At 57.8% G+C, this 12,755-nt stretch carries 15 protein-coding genes and 1 tRNA gene; 5 read left to right on the forward strand and 11 right to left on the reverse strand.

The features are described from left to right. From P9272_RS23205 to P9272_RS23220, 4 genes are all read left to right on the forward strand, one after another. Nucleotides 1-351 (forward strand): hypothetical protein (locus P9272_RS23205; RefSeq protein WP_278162328.1); only part of this gene is annotated, 351 nt, incomplete at its 5' end. A gap of 44 nt (nt 352-395) precedes the next feature. After that, nucleotides 396-1,109, forward strand: a complete 714-nt coding sequence (locus P9272_RS23210; protein WP_278162329.1) for an SOS response-associated peptidase — start codon at nt 396-398, stop codon at nt 1,107-1,109. 99 nt (nt 1,110-1,208) lie between these two features. Then, nucleotides 1,209-2,291, forward strand: a complete 1,083-nt coding sequence (locus P9272_RS23215; RefSeq protein WP_278162330.1) for a dsDNA nuclease domain-containing protein — start codon at nt 1,209-1,211, stop codon at nt 2,289-2,291. Nucleotides 2,292-2,344: 53 nt separating this feature from the next. Beyond that, complete coding sequence (locus P9272_RS23220) at nt 2,345-4,033, forward strand: hypothetical protein (protein ID WP_278162332.1); 1,689 nt, start codon at nt 2,345-2,347, stop codon at nt 4,031-4,033. Nucleotides 4,034-4,044: 11 nt separating this feature from the next. Here P9272_RS23220 and P9272_RS23225 read toward each other — a convergent pair whose 3' ends face one another. The 3 genes from P9272_RS23225 to P9272_RS23235 all read right to left on the reverse strand — a co-directional run bounded on the left by P9272_RS23225 (nt 4,045) and on the right by P9272_RS23235 (nt 5,596). Continuing rightward, nucleotides 4,045-4,854, reverse strand: coding sequence for a thermonuclease family protein (locus P9272_RS23225; protein ID WP_278162333.1), 810 nt, complete (start codon nt 4,852-4,854; stop codon nt 4,045-4,047). Nucleotides 4,855-4,934: 80 nt separating this feature from the next. Beyond that, on the reverse strand, nt 4,935-5,348 hold the full coding sequence (locus P9272_RS23230) for a hypothetical protein (protein ID WP_278162334.1): 414 nt from the start codon (nt 5,346-5,348) through the stop codon (nt 4,935-4,937). Nucleotides 5,349-5,398: 50 nt separating this feature from the next. Continuing rightward, complete coding sequence (locus P9272_RS23235; protein WP_278162335.1) at nt 5,399-5,596, reverse strand: hypothetical protein; 198 nt, start codon at nt 5,594-5,596, stop codon at nt 5,399-5,401. A 329-nt stretch (nt 5,597-5,925) separates the two neighbouring features. On the opposite strand from P9272_RS23235, the gene P9272_RS23240 reads away from it, so the two are divergent. Continuing rightward, complete coding sequence (locus P9272_RS23240; protein ID WP_278162336.1) at nt 5,926-6,177, forward strand: hypothetical protein; 252 nt, start codon at nt 5,926-5,928, stop codon at nt 6,175-6,177. A gap of 150 nt (nt 6,178-6,327) precedes the next feature. On the opposite strand, the gene P9272_RS23245 is transcribed toward P9272_RS23240, so the two are convergent. The 8 genes from P9272_RS23245 to P9272_RS23280 all read right to left on the reverse strand — a co-directional run bounded on the left by P9272_RS23245 (nt 6,328) and on the right by P9272_RS23280 (nt 12,440). After that, nucleotides 6,328-6,879, reverse strand: coding sequence for a hypothetical protein (locus tag P9272_RS23245; RefSeq protein WP_278162337.1), 552 nt, complete (start codon nt 6,877-6,879; stop codon nt 6,328-6,330). A gap of 107 nt (nt 6,880-6,986) precedes the next feature. After that, nucleotides 6,987-7,724 carry a hypothetical protein gene (locus P9272_RS23250; protein ID WP_278162339.1) on the reverse strand — a complete coding sequence of 246 codons (738 nt, stop codon included), beginning with the start codon at nt 7,722-7,724 and terminating at the stop codon, nt 6,987-6,989. Between the two features lie 20 nt (nt 7,725-7,744). Next, nucleotides 7,745-8,197 (reverse strand): hypothetical protein, encoded by a 453-nt coding sequence (locus P9272_RS23255; protein WP_278162340.1) that lies wholly within the window; start codon nt 8,195-8,197, stop codon nt 7,745-7,747. Between the two features lie 339 nt (nt 8,198-8,536). Next, nucleotides 8,537-8,998 carry a hypothetical protein gene (locus P9272_RS23260; RefSeq protein ID WP_278162341.1) on the reverse strand — a complete coding sequence of 154 codons (462 nt, stop codon included), beginning with the start codon at nt 8,996-8,998 and terminating at the stop codon, nt 8,537-8,539. Nucleotides 8,999-9,314: 316 nt separating this feature from the next. Beyond that, nucleotides 9,315-9,827, reverse strand: a complete 513-nt coding sequence (locus P9272_RS23265) for a winged helix-turn-helix domain-containing protein (RefSeq protein WP_278162343.1) — start codon at nt 9,825-9,827, stop codon at nt 9,315-9,317. A 115-nt stretch (nt 9,828-9,942) separates the two neighbouring features. Continuing rightward, entirely contained in the window at nt 9,943-10,419 is a 477-nt protein-coding gene (locus tag P9272_RS23270; RefSeq protein WP_278162344.1) for a hypothetical protein, read from the reverse strand. A gap of 498 nt (nt 10,420-10,917) precedes the next feature. After that, on the reverse strand, nt 10,918-12,252 hold the full coding sequence (locus P9272_RS23275; protein ID WP_278162345.1) for a tyrosine-type recombinase/integrase: 1,335 nt from the start codon (nt 12,250-12,252) through the stop codon (nt 10,918-10,920). A 103-nt stretch (nt 12,253-12,355) separates the two neighbouring features. Next, nucleotides 12,356-12,440 (reverse strand) — tRNA-Leu (locus tag P9272_RS23280). Nucleotides 12,441-12,755: the final 315 nt, after the last annotated feature.

The following is a 12,755-nucleotide window of genomic DNA, read 5'->3' on the forward strand; positions in this document are numbered from 1 at the left end:
TTCCTTCTTTGCATTCCCACTCTCCAGTTCCGTCAAACACCTTATCTCGGTGTCCACGAAACCGGCAGCAGGCCAGCCTCCCAGGTTGCGGTGGCACGTCCGCAAGCTGGTGAGCAGCCGTCCACACTGAGCCAAGGCCAAACCTACCAGTCACCCGCATATCAGTCTGGCCCCAAGCCCACTTACCAGCCGAACTATGCGCCATCGGCGCCCTCAGTTGGTCCCTGTGCAGAAAACGGAAGTTGTTACGGCGACCTGAGCAATCTTACCGGCAGACCTAAGACCGTGTTGGTGCGCGGCTATTTTCGGAAGAACGGCACGTATGTCAGGGGACACTATCGCAGCCACTGAGTCTGCGTTGCTCTTGCCGGGTGACTTGGGGCAGACTCTTCGGCATGTGCAACCTCTACAACATCACCACCAGCCAAGACGCCATCCGTGAGTGGACCCGCGCCATGCGGGACATTATGGGCAACCTTGAACCCTCTCTGGACGTCTACCCCAACATGCCAGGTCCCGTGGTTCGCAATGCACCGGACGGCCAGCGAGAGTTAGCTAAGCTGTTGTGGGGCATGCCCACACCAATCGAACGAGTGAAGGGCAAAGCTGACTACGGGACGACTAACATCCGCAATCCACAGTACGGGCATTGGCAGCAATACGTTGGGGTGGAGAACCGTTGTGTGGTGCCCGTCACGAGCTTTGCGGAGCCGAGCCCAACGCCGAATGATAAGGACCCTGAGACGGGCATTCAGCGGAACTACTGGTTTGCACGCGGCGAGGGCCTACCTCTTTTCTTCTTTGCTGGATTCTGGACGCGGTGGCAGGGCGTCCGCAGGGTCAAGGACGGGCCGGGCGATTTCGAGCTTTACGGATTCATGACGACCAAACCCAATGCTCTCATCGCACCGATCCATGAAAAGGCTATGCCGGTCATCCTTACGACGCCAGATGAGGTTGAAGTCTGGCTCACGGCACCATGGTCGGAAGCGCGGCGCATGCAGCAAACAGCCCTGGACGATGCCTTGGTGATCGTGGACAAGCCAGCTACGCAGATTAAAATTGGGCAGGGTGAGTCGCACCAGGACGGCCAGCTGCCGCTCCTATGACACTACTCCAGCTGCGCCCGCCCGCTAAATTTCAGGTCCCGGATCACGTGGGCATTGCAAGTCGTCCCAGACATGCATTTAATACTGCCCGGGGGGAGTATGGGCAGCTCGGCGATCTCAGTTGTGTCGGTGAAACCGCGCGAGAAATCTGGCGCTCGCACTGCGGCACGCTATGCGTTCCAAGTACATGTATCCCTTGAAAAGCTTTTGAACCTCTATCAGAGCGGTGCGGATTTTCGAGCTGTTATCGACTATTTTGACGATTTGACCATCTTCGACGCAGATGAAATGCCCACTTCCGCGGAATTTTTCCAAATCAAAGGAAAGGCTACTGGCAAATGGACATCAGTAAGCCTCTCTAAAGAGGAGCCCGAGGCGCCAAAGACTATAGTAGGAAAAATGTACTATAACTCCCAAAATTTTGGTGCAGCCACCAAGGCATGCGTTTTCGTGACCAATGCCCACTTTGATTTCCAACTGGCGGATGGCACAAAGACCACCGTCGACCACGAAGAAATAGAGTACGGTGAGTTGGGTACGATCGATAAGGCACGATTTTCAACAGCGTTGACCCTCGACTTTGCCCCACCACGAAATCCTGACGAAGCTGCGGTGATTCGTTTCGAGCGGACAAAAGTGCCGCTGACAGGATACGACACTTTTCTCAAGGGGCGGATAGTCGACATCGTAGCCAACATGCCCGGTGCGACTGTCGCAGCTGTCTACCGAACACTGATCGAGACCATATCGACCAAAGGAAATGATACTACAGAATGTAAGTCTCTCGCCGATGTGTTCGACCATAAGTCGATTGGGCGGACGGATTTCGAGGCCACGTTCAAAGCAGCCGAGGAGCATGAGAGCATCCTGGACCACTGGGTTGTCGTCGAGCAAGAACTTGCAAATGCCGGTCGAACGCCCGTCGCGCGAATTCGTACCAAGACGGCGACAATCCAGTATTTGCGTGATCGCGCCAAGCGCACATCAGACACGTCGATTTTGACGAAGGCTATCGACGGCGCTGTTGCTGAAATCATGACCACCCTAATTACATTGGACAGCCTGTTAGCTGCAGCCGCTCTGATCCAGCAACATTTGGACGCTAACCTCGTCGCGAGTGCGGAACCCTCCAAATTGGAAGCCGCCTTGCTGACTGCGGCTTACGAGGTTCTCAATGGATGATGAGCGTGAATTTGGCCTGCGGCGGTTGCTACTAAATCTCGGGGGGAGGCGGCGTGCGCACTCTGAAGTTCAACAAGATCTTTCTGCTCTCACAGGTAGAGCGACGAGCGACCTCGGTGGAGTTCGACTCAGGAGCGACAGTGCTTCAGGCGGGGAACGGGTTCGGCAAGTCAGCACTCCTGAAGAGCCTGTATGATACCTTTGGGGCTGAGCCCCATCGGATTGATGACAGCTGGCGTAACGCCAATGTAGCCTCGCTTGTCGATTTCGAGATTGACGGAAAGTCGATGTCGATGATGAAGTTTGCGGGGACTTACACCGCATTTGATTCCGAGGGCGTCAGGGCCTTCCAAGGGAATTCCATAACCCAGGAATTGGCGCCGTATCTCTCTGAGGTTCTCGACTTTCGCCTCTTGATGACGGATCAGCGCGAAAAAGTTCTCATCCCCCCGCCAGCGTATGCGTTTGCTCCTTATTATGTCGACCAAGATAAGAGTTGGTCTTCGGCCTGGGAGCCGTTTCGCGGAATGTATTTGCCGCGCAGCGCTGCGACGTTGACGGACTATCATTCTGGTTTGAAGCCGAACGACTTCTATGTTGCGCAGGCCGAGCGTGACCGCCTCGCTTTGAGTCTAAGGGACGCCGAGGGTCGCCACCGAGGTCTTACCGACGCACTAACGCAGCTGCGTGAGATTGCGCCGGAGACCGCAGTATTTTTCAGCCTGAGCGATTTTCAAGCCGAAACAGACGCTTTGACAAACGAAAGCGCGCGTCTGTACGAACAGCAAGCCAACAAGCGAAGTGAGTTGAACGACCTAACGGAGGTCCGCGCAATGTGGTCTGCGCAGATCACTGTCACCAAGGCGGCCTTGGCTGAGATTGACGACGTTTTTAAGAGCGCGGCCGAGCACCCAATTGAAGTTGAATGCCCTACCTGTGGCGAACATTACGTCAATGATATCGCCACGCGCTTCCATATCGCAGCCGATGCCGAGGCTTTAGTCGCGGCGCTACAGCACGCCCAGCACGAGCAACAGCGCGTAGACAAACATATCTCTACGGCGCGTACCAGCATGGACGAGATTTCTGCATCTATTTCCCGGGTGCAGGCTGTTTTGTCCACGCGGAAGGACGGAGTGTCGCTGGACGAGGTCATCGCAGCCGAAGGCCGAAACGCGGCGATTCGAGTCCTTCGAGACCGTCTCAAGGAAGTCGAGGAGGAAATCGGGAGAATTAAAGTCAGCATGGACGGCTTTTCGCGCGATATGAAGGCGTCGCAGGACAGGAACCGCCAAAAGGCGATAAAAGACTACTTCGCTGCCAAGCTGGCGGAATTCTCCGCTGAACTGGACGTGCGTGTGGATGCAACGCGAATCAAAAGTCTGTCAGCTGCCACCCACGCGAGGGGTAGTGAGGGCCCGCGAGGTCTGGCCGCATACTACTATGCGTTTCTTCACACCACACACCAGTTTGGGTCGGCGACGTTCTGCCCGATAGTCATTGATGCTCCCAATCAGCAGGGGCAGGATGCGGTACACCTCCCGGCAATCATTTCCTTCCTCGTCAAGCGTCGTCCAAAAGGGGCGCAACTTGTCCTTGGTACTGAGGAGGCTGTGGGCATTGGCGCAAGCGACGCAAAAATAATCTCGGTGGGTAAGCAGAAACTGCAGCTACTTGGCGACAGGGAGTTCGATGCGGTAAGCGAGCATTTTCGGCCGTACTTGGCGCAGTTGGTAGCCTAAGTGCCAGCCCCTCAACCGCACCAAGGGCGCGGGGTAGGTGGGCAACTGGTCGCACCGCAGATAAACGGCACCGCCAGCCCCTCGGAAATCAGCACGTCGCCGACGTCCTGGCCATTCGCGAACAGGTGGCCGCAGGTTCGCCCGTAGTTGCACCTGTCGGTACCTCGGTCCCCTTGGGGGCACGAGCAGGGGATCATCTGCAATTCCAGCTTTGCTGAAGAGACCAGTTCTGTCAGGCGCGCCTTGGCGCGGCGCCCAAGGTCTCCTTCAACGGCGCACCTTGGCTCGATGCTCTCGGGGGCATTGAAGCCGACCAGCCGGGTTCCCTTCGCGGTGCCGTCAAGTCGGATGGTGTCGCCATCTGTGACGCTGAACTGTGATCTTGCGAGCGGCGCTCTGTCACCCGTGCCTGACCTCGCGAAGGATGGCATGCTTGGCCAGGGGATTTGTCTGTCCTTGACGATGAACGAGTAGATCAGAGACCCGACTACCAGTGCCAACACGATCCCAAAGGTCCTGGCAAAACGGCGGGCCAAGTATCGGGCCTCACGTTCGAGCGGGCTTCGCCTGCGGCTCGGCTTCCACCGCGGTGGCGAGTAGGTTTTGTTCGGGGGCGATTGCGGTAGTGTGTTGAGGCTTGCCGGGGCCGCGCCGATAATCTCGTACAGCTTAGCCCACTGCTTTGCGCTCAGCCGCGTGCGTGGGCCGTACTTGATCAGCCGATCGCGTATGTCGAGCAGAAATTGCTTTTGCCATTGGGTAAGCTGGCCGCGAACAAGCGCAGCCTCGATACGGGACTTTAAGTCGTCCTCCGGCTCCATCCTGCCCGTGCCCGCAGAGATACTTGTTAGACGATCAAGCGTGACCCAAATCTAATGTCTGAGTTGAATCTGCACCGAGCTTACCGTCGTTCATCCTCTGGGTTAATACGGTCCATGGCCTCGCGCCTCTTTTCCTCAGTCTGCATTTTGCGAGATTCTAAGTTTAAGACGTAAAACACATAGAATGCCAGTGAAATGCAGAGGTAGATCGCCCCTGCTGCAATGATCCACCCCAGTCCTGCTGCAGGGTCGCCAAGAACTATAATTAGAGTGATCAACATTAGGCTAAACGTGGTCCAGAACCATGCATGAATATTATAGAGCAACCAGCCGATCAACCCACCCAGGGCCAAAGCAGGGGCTATTGTGCCGAACCCTCGGGCAAGTTTCAGCCCACTGGTTTGACGCAATTCGGAGGGCATCAGCCACAAGGCCGCAACTAAAACGACTGCTCCCGCTATGGCGATCCGCCTGCCTGGGTGTTCGGAAAACATTTGTTACGCTCCGTCAAATGTGCATTTGCCGCCGCAATTCAGCTGGTACGTCAAACGTCGCGCTTGTCTAAATCGACGAGGAATTGATCTTTACCCCGAGCATTGTAGGTGATGGCGGCTATCCCAGTCGCGGTGAAGGCGATTCCCAGCGGGTATACAAAAGCCAGCAACAAGAAGGATGTCGCGAACAGCACCCACGGATACTTCTGGACGAGTGTCATCAGTCCGACGGCGATAAGGAAGCGCATTTGGACGTTCCAAGTTGACACAAGCACCCGGCCCAAAATCGGGATCAGCCCGTTAACGGAATTCTCGAATTCCTTTAGCGTTCCCGGCTTTGGCGCCTGAGTCTCGCCAGGACGCTCTGAAGAGTCCTCGTTCGATGGTCCTGAGTTATTTGCGTGACTGCTCATAGTACCCCCGTGTTTGTGAAGTCGGAGGTACCGAATTGGCACGACCTACGTCAACTCTCCGCGATAGCGCAGCCTCTCTGGTGCTCGGACTTTTTTCCTCTGACGACATGTGATTCATGGCGTGTCGGCAACAACGCCGTGCTTCAAGATGGAAGGCCGACATCATGGTCAACTACAGAGTCATGTTCTTTGGGAAACGAGGACGCCTTGTCAGTCAGCGACAAGTGCCCTGCGAGGGACATTGGGAGGCCTGCGAATGGGCGTGGAGACATAAACCTTCTCAGGCGGATGACTTCCATATCGAAGAGGCGGACCTTGACCATGATCCGGAAGCGCAGCTTCGCAAGGAGGATGCGACGATCAGTGCGGCGTTCCACATTCTTCGCAAGCGAGCAGGAATGATCAAGCTACCCTGACGGAAAGTCGGGGCACCTTGCGCGACCGTAACGAAACGCAAGGTGCCCCTGTCGTTCTATCCTCCAACGACCCAGCTACCCGCTGACCGGGTGAGACAACGAACGGGAAAGCCGCGCGTCGGGGGTAGATTGAAGGATTATGCGCTCGCGCTATCGCGAGGACGCTTCGGTTTCCAACACCTCATCTTCATCATTAACTTCGTCCTCGTCATTGACTTCGACTTCCCACAACTCAGTTTCGTCGTTGATTTCGACATCGGAGTCGCTCAGGGCCGGGAAGAACGAAGTCAGTTCCGTCTTGGTGACTTTGAGCGAACCCGCTTCCAGACTACGCCGTGGCTTTGTCTCGACGGTATGGGGCAGGCCGGTAGCGGGGTCGTGGGTGCCTCGGCGAATACCCGCGCGGACCTCGGCCAGGGCCATGCGGTCAGAACGGTCAGCAGCGGCAGCAGTCTCAGCTAGCCTGTCGGCGCCATGTGAACGCGTCCGGACGTCGACCTTGCGGATTGCCTCGCGGACCAACTGCATGGCCTCGCGTTCCTGCTTAAGCTGCCGCTCAAGCTCCCGGCGTTGCGCCGCAAGGGTTGCGTTTTCATTGATGAGCCGTGAGACTTCGGCGTTCAGCTTGCCGACCTCGGTGGAGTTGTCGAGGGCGTCGAGTTGGGCGAGGAGTTCCTCGCGGGTCATTGGTTTCTTGGCCATGTTCTTCCTTTCGGTTATTGTTAGTGGGGCAGCAGGGCTGCGATGGTGGATGCGGTCGCGATGACCAAATAGAGGGTGGCGAGGTGTTTCATGAGAACAGCCATGGATCAGAACTCGTCCGCGTCGGGCAGAGACTGCCACCACCAGTCATAGGCCTGGGGTAGACGGGAAGGGTCCAAGCGACCGGTGACCACATCGGAAACGATGCGACGGGCGAATGTGTCGTCCGTCCGGGAGGCCGCATAGACCAGAGAGGCCCAACGTTCATCGCCGATATGCTCGGATGCTACCGGCGAGGCCTCCATCACAGCTGTCTCGACCAGGACCGAAGCGGTGGCGGCATCCACCCCAGTGGCCTCGGAGAGGCGGGTGAGCGTGTCGTTGAAGTCGCCTGTTTCGACCAGGGTTTCCACGCCATCCACGAAGGCCTCGGGGGTGAAGCATTCCGCAATGGCGTCAAGGGTCTCGGAGGGTGACGGCGCCGCGTCCTCGTCCTTGATCTCAAGTTGCTCCTGAAGGCCCGCAAGTTCCGCGTCGGTCATCTCGTCAACGTCGATGTGTTCGAGAGGGTCGTGACCCGCAGGAATGGCCTCAGGGTTGAGGGTGGCACGCGAGGCAATGGGAGCGGCCTCGGGGTACGCTTGAGACACTTGGGCACCACCAGTGAGACCAAGCTCGGCGGCGATGTCGGCATCCACATAGGTGTTGAGACCAGCCACGAAGACCTTGCCATCGGGGGCAGGACCAGCGGCAGAGCCTGAGGCATAGTTCGGGTTGCTGTTGGGGGACCAACCGGACCTATGGTCCATCGGGTTGGGCATGCGCATCATTCCGTCATCGGACATGAGGTTGTGTTTCCTTGCAGTTAGAGAAGACCAGCGGCCTTGAGGGCCATGCGGGTGTAGTCGCGGAGGGTCAGAGACTGACCGTCATTGGAGGAGACGGGTGAGGACCAGAAGTCCCTCCCGTAGATCGTGTTGGCGTGGTGGATGAAATCGCGGCCAAGAAGCCGGTGGGTTGCCCCTGAGGCCTCCTTGCGCAGCGTCGTCCGACCGATGATCTTGCGGAAGTCCCCCAGAAGGGAACCGGCTCGAGTGGTCAGGAAGGCCTTGCGGTTCTCCCAGAGGCCCCCGGCGTGGCCCGTGTCGTAGTATACTTCCATCCATCCGATGAGCGCCAAAGCGTTGGTGACTGCCTCGGTATAGGTTCGCTTGTCACGGTGCTGCCAGTTGGCCAACAGACCCTTGGCCTTGGCGATCTGGGGCAATCCCTTGTGGATGTCGGCAGGGCTGAGGCAGAAGGCAGGAGGCTGTGACATGCGGCGCTCAAGACCCCTGAGGTCCACCCCAATGCGCTCGGCCAGCTTGGTGTCGGTCTGGAGGTAGACGGCAATGGCATGGCGGAAGATGGCCAGTTCGTTGCGGGAGGGCAGACGAGCCAGAGGGTCCCCTCGGGAACTCGTCGCGTCCCTATGCGTGCTGCAGTATCGAGAGACGCCGTAACGCGTCCTATCGCATCCCGGGCAGGAGCAAGGTTTACGTTCGTTGATGATCTGGCGGCGCCGCAATTGGGCGCCATTGTCAGGGGCTTGGACACCCACACGCCAGTCGCGCGGGTGGCCCCGAGTGACCGGAGAGGCCATGAGGTTTCCTTGGGGTTACTGAAAGGCGCCGTAGTTCTTGAGACCAGACGACGCGATGTCCATGAAGGTGGACATTGGGTTCGGCTTCAGAGCGTTGACGGTACTCTGGGCCTGCAACTGCTGGGACTTGCCAGTCATGATGTAGTTGGCCTTGGCCCCGTCCATCTGGTCCTTGGCGTTGGCGATAGAAAGGGCAGTCTGGCGGGATTGTTCGGCTACGCGGAGACCAGCGGTCGGCCCAGACATGCCAGCGCCTGAGGCTACAGCCGCCGAATGGGCGCGGTCGCCCTCCAACTGGGCCTGATAGCCATCCTTGAGGGCGGCATTGGTGTTTACGATGAACTCGCGTTCATTGGCGGCTTGCTGCAGATTGTAGTTGGTCACAGTAGCCTTTTGTTTGTCGCTCGCTACAGCTGCCTCACCGGCAGCACTTGCGGCCCCGGCAGCAAGGCCGAGGACAAATCCGAAATCGCACATGGCGACCTCCTATGGTTGATGATGGTGATGAGGTAACTCGGGATAACTATCGGCGAGCCCATGGATGAGACGGCTTTGCCGTTCATGGGAGAAGCGATAGGTCTCCGAGCTAATCCTGTTAATGAGGAGATCGAAGAGGTGTGGTTGTCTTCACCAATCCGATCTCTGCTTTTGTCTTCTCTAATCGGTCTTCCAAGCGCAGCTGGCAGCACGGTCGGTTATCCCATGAACGGCGAAGCCGTCTCATCCATGGGCTCGCCGACTTATCCCGCCAGTAGGGTGGCCTTGAGTTTCCCTATAATAGCTATGTTGTAGCTTAGCGCGTTGAATTGGTTATAGTTTTCACTTTCCATTGGCTTTTTTGGCGTTGGATACGTAACCTTGCCGAGAAAAGGTTGTTGACGTGTCTTGATACAGCCTGCTGTGAGATGCCCAGCAGCTTGGCCACGTCCCCTTGCGTGAGCCGACGGCTCGATAGGTCTTCCAGAAAGCCCTGGATCGTGGCCCGCATGTCACCACGAGTCCCCTGCATTATCTCCTCCCACGCAATATCTGCGTCGGACAGGAAGCGTGTACAGGGAGCGCGGCGGTTTTCCCGGTCCCGCCGTTCTTCGTCGTAGGCAGGGCAGGGAGTGTACTGAAGGCGTCTGGCGGTAGCCTCGGATAGCCCCAGGAGTGCCGCGATCGCAGAACGCTCGATGCCGTTGGTCGTGAGCGCCTTGACGGCTTTGTGGTTGAATTCGCCCTGGTCGCGCTTGGCTGCGGACGCTGCGAAGACTGAATTGCGGCGGCGGTCTGAGACCGTCCCGGCGGTGGTGTGCATGTTCATGGGAATGCCTTTCCTCGGGGCGTACAGGCCGTCCTGAGTCAATCGAATAGAGGAGCGGTGTAGGTGCCGAGAAACCCGAACGCCTCTCAGGCCCGCTGGGAGAGTCAGGGGAGCGCTATGCGTCCTTACCGTCTCGGAAGGTCTTCAGTTCATCGGCCGTATGGCGCCGAGCGAACCATTCGGGGATTAGGTCCAGGGTGTCCGCAGGGCGCTGGGTGCCAGCCGCGACGAACTGCTCGGCTTGAGACCACGTGAGGTAGAGCGTGTCCGAGGGGAGCCACCCGAGGAGCCGGAAGGACCAGAGGGTTTTCATGATGTCCTTGAGAACATCAATGCGAATGCGGTGATTGGTGCGGACGCGTTCCATCTCACCTGCGGCGCAGCCTTCGAGGGCCATGGCGCCGTTGTTGGCGAGGCGGCGGGTGGCACGAGTCAGACGGATGGGAAGGGGCGACTCGCGCGCCCAATGGCGTTTGTCGGGGCACGGAAAGGTTTTCGCGAGGCTTGGGGTTTTCGAGGGGGTACGCATGGCTGCATGGAGGGCGAGCAACTCGGCATCGCCAACCTCATAGGTTGTGGCGGTATAGGTCATTGATCCTGCATGTTGTGTTGGGCTGGTGAATGGGCGCCAGATGTAGAGGCGAGAGCTTAGGTGACCAGAAGGGACCCCCAAGAAAAAAATCAGAAAGACATGGGAGGGAATGTGAGCAAGCGAAGGCTGGCCCTGTTTGGACTTTCTATGTGCAGAATGACGACATAATCGAAAGCGCGAGGTCCCGTTTGGGCTTCCTATGTGCCATATGACGACATAATCGAGAGCCAATGTTAGATGATGCTAATGCTCATCTTGCGCTCTTCTCTTTATGAGGCCCGCAATCCGGATGATGGAGGTAGGGAGCTTGGGGCTATCTGTATGGTCCCCTAATTAGCCGGGCTCTCCGCTACCATTGAAAATGATGGAGTGGCTGTGGCCGCTCCGCATGGTGACAAAGGCCCACCTGGGGCCATCGATGCGCCCACAGGGTTGATGCCTCGGCTGCTGGGCGCAAGAGCTTGGGCTCTCTATACGGCAACCTAATCAGCCCGGCTCTTACCAAGCCTTCTCAAGAGCGGCGCGCTTCACATTGAGCGCATAGCCAGCGCCATAGTTGAACGCCACGCCTGCCTCCGAGTGTCCCATGATTTCCTTGGCGAGGCTCTCAGGGCAGTCAGTGTTGCGGAGTAGGTCTTTCATCCTGTGGCGTAGGCTGTGGATGGTCTTCTTTGTATCGGTGACCACGGTGCGTAGGCGCTTCATCAAGGCTGCGGAAGCTTTCTCGGAGCGACGCGGACCAGCGTAGCGCTTGAACAAGGTGGCTTCGGGGGCAAGGTCGGACGCGAGAGACTTGAGAACCTCCAAGGCCTTCGGAGAGAGCGGCACGTCCCGCTCTGAGTTCTTCGTCTTGAGCGTGTGGTCACCATAGGGCCGGATACGCATGCACCTCGACGCCTCGTCGACGTCCATTCGCCTGAGGTTGCAAACTTCGCCAAGGCGCGCCCCGGTGTCCCTGAGGACCACCCACAGCGCAGCGAGGGAGGCGTCACCCTTCTCCATCGTGGGAGCGAGAGCCGTCATGTCGTCCTCAGACAGCGGGAGCCGGGCGTCCCTGCTATTTGTCGCGCCCTTGATCTCCAGTTGGGCGAAGGGGTTCTTCATGTCGAGGTCATGCTCCTTGATCATCTTGTTGATGGCAGGGCTCACGATCTCAATGGTTCGCTTTACGGAGGGCGGGGCCATCTCATCGGCCAGGGCGTCACGGAACTTGCGGGCCTCAGCGCGGGTCAGCTTCTCCAGAGGGCGCTTGGTGACCTCGTGCTTGCCGATCACAGCTATAAGCCGCTCCTTCACCTTGTTGACCCGATTGGTCAGCGCGAGGTCCCTTGCATGAACCCCGGTTGCCTTCATGGTCAGATAGTGGGTGAGGGCGCTTGCGACGGTATAGGTGTCCTTCGGCAACCGCTTTCGGCCAATTGCGCGGATGGCCTCAAGGGAAACTGCTGGGCTCTTGCCCCGGTCTTCGGCGTCTTCGTACTCGGTTATCAATTCGTCTTGGAAGATGCTCAGGCCTTCGTCCAGGCGGTCACTTAGTTCCCCGCCATGACCGCCGACGGTGTTGATGTCCTTTTCCGTAAAGCCGAATTGCCGCATCTTGCGAATGATCAAGGCGCGGTCGCTCGCGTCCACGGAGGCTGTGGCCTTGACCGACTTGAGCAGCCTTTCGGTCTCCCGCTCGACCTGAGCGTACATCTTGAGGGCTCGGGTACGGTCCTTCCCGAGAGACTTCTTGATCTCGCGCTTGCCAACGATTCCCCTGAGGGCCTCAGGGACGACGAAGCGGTATTGATAGTGACCGGATGGAGAGACTTTGAGGTGCGGTGTGGACAAGGCTAACTCCCGAATTGACGGGATCTTTGTACCGAAATTTGTACAACTCAGTCAACCGGAGAGCCAAGGAAGCCAATGTTTCCGGGCTTTCCAGTGGATTTTGTGGTGCGGATGAAGGGACTCGAACCCCCACGCCTTTCGGCACTGGAACCTAAATCCAGGGCGTCTACCAATTCCGCCACATCCGCTTTCCCCGGCAATCCCATGTAGCCATCATTCTGTCAATGTCGGGGCTCAGATCATGCTTATCCGGCTAGACGCGAAGATAGTTGAAAATTGGGCTAGCCTGTGACAAAAGGCGTGTCGAATGTGACGGAACGTGAGTTTCCGCTTCTGCAAGATGTGAAAAGTTATAGGAAAAACAAAAACTTATTCGCATCTGGCACGGCGTAGTTCAGGAGAGTTTGAACCGCGTTAGCGGTCAAATCGCCAGGTTCCGTACCAAAAGCCATTTCCGGCAACATCATACCGGCAGGCTGTAAACGGCTAATACCGTTTCGCAG

The organism is Mesorhizobium sp. WSM4976 (assembly GCF_029625685.1).
GTDB lineage: Bacteria > Pseudomonadota > Alphaproteobacteria > Rhizobiales > Rhizobiaceae > Mesorhizobium.

Bases quoted from the DNA above. Each gene is read 5' to 3' on its own strand.
- P9272_RS23210 (WP_278162329.1), top strand. From the start codon at position 396: ATGTGCAACCTCTACAACATCACCACCAGCCAAGACGCCATCCGTGAG.
- P9272_RS23215 (WP_278162330.1), top strand. From the start codon at position 1,209: ATGGGCAGCTCGGCGATCTCAGTTGTGTCGGTGAAACCGCGCGAGAAA.
- P9272_RS23225 (WP_278162333.1), bottom strand. From the start codon at position 4,854: ATGGAGCCGGAGGACGACTTAAAGTCCCGTATCGAGGCTGCGCTTGTT.
- P9272_RS23230 (WP_278162334.1), bottom strand. From the start codon at position 5,348: ATGTTTTCCGAACACCCAGGCAGGCGGATCGCCATAGCGGGAGCAGTC.
- P9272_RS23235 (WP_278162335.1), bottom strand. From the start codon at position 5,596: ATGCGCTTCCTTATCGCCGTCGGACTGATGACACTCGTCCAGAAGTAT.
- P9272_RS23240 (WP_278162336.1), top strand. From the start codon at position 5,926: ATGGTCAACTACAGAGTCATGTTCTTTGGGAAACGAGGACGCCTTGTC.
- P9272_RS23245 (WP_278162337.1), bottom strand. From the start codon at position 6,879: ATGGCCAAGAAACCAATGACCCGCGAGGAACTCCTCGCCCAACTCGAC.
- P9272_RS23250 (WP_278162339.1), bottom strand. From the start codon at position 7,724: ATGTCCGATGACGGAATGATGCGCATGCCCAACCCGATGGACCATAGG.
- P9272_RS23255 (WP_278162340.1), bottom strand. From the start codon at position 8,197: ATGTCACAGCCTCCTGCCTTCTGCCTCAGCCCTGCCGACATCCACAAG.
- P9272_RS23260 (WP_278162341.1), bottom strand. From the start codon at position 8,998: ATGTGCGATTTCGGATTTGTCCTCGGCCTTGCTGCCGGGGCCGCAAGT.
- P9272_RS23265 (WP_278162343.1), bottom strand. From the start codon at position 9,827: ATGAACATGCACACCACCGCCGGGACGGTCTCAGACCGCCGCCGCAAT.
- P9272_RS23270 (WP_278162344.1), bottom strand. From the start codon at position 10,419: ATGACCTATACCGCCACAACCTATGAGGTTGGCGATGCCGAGTTGCTC.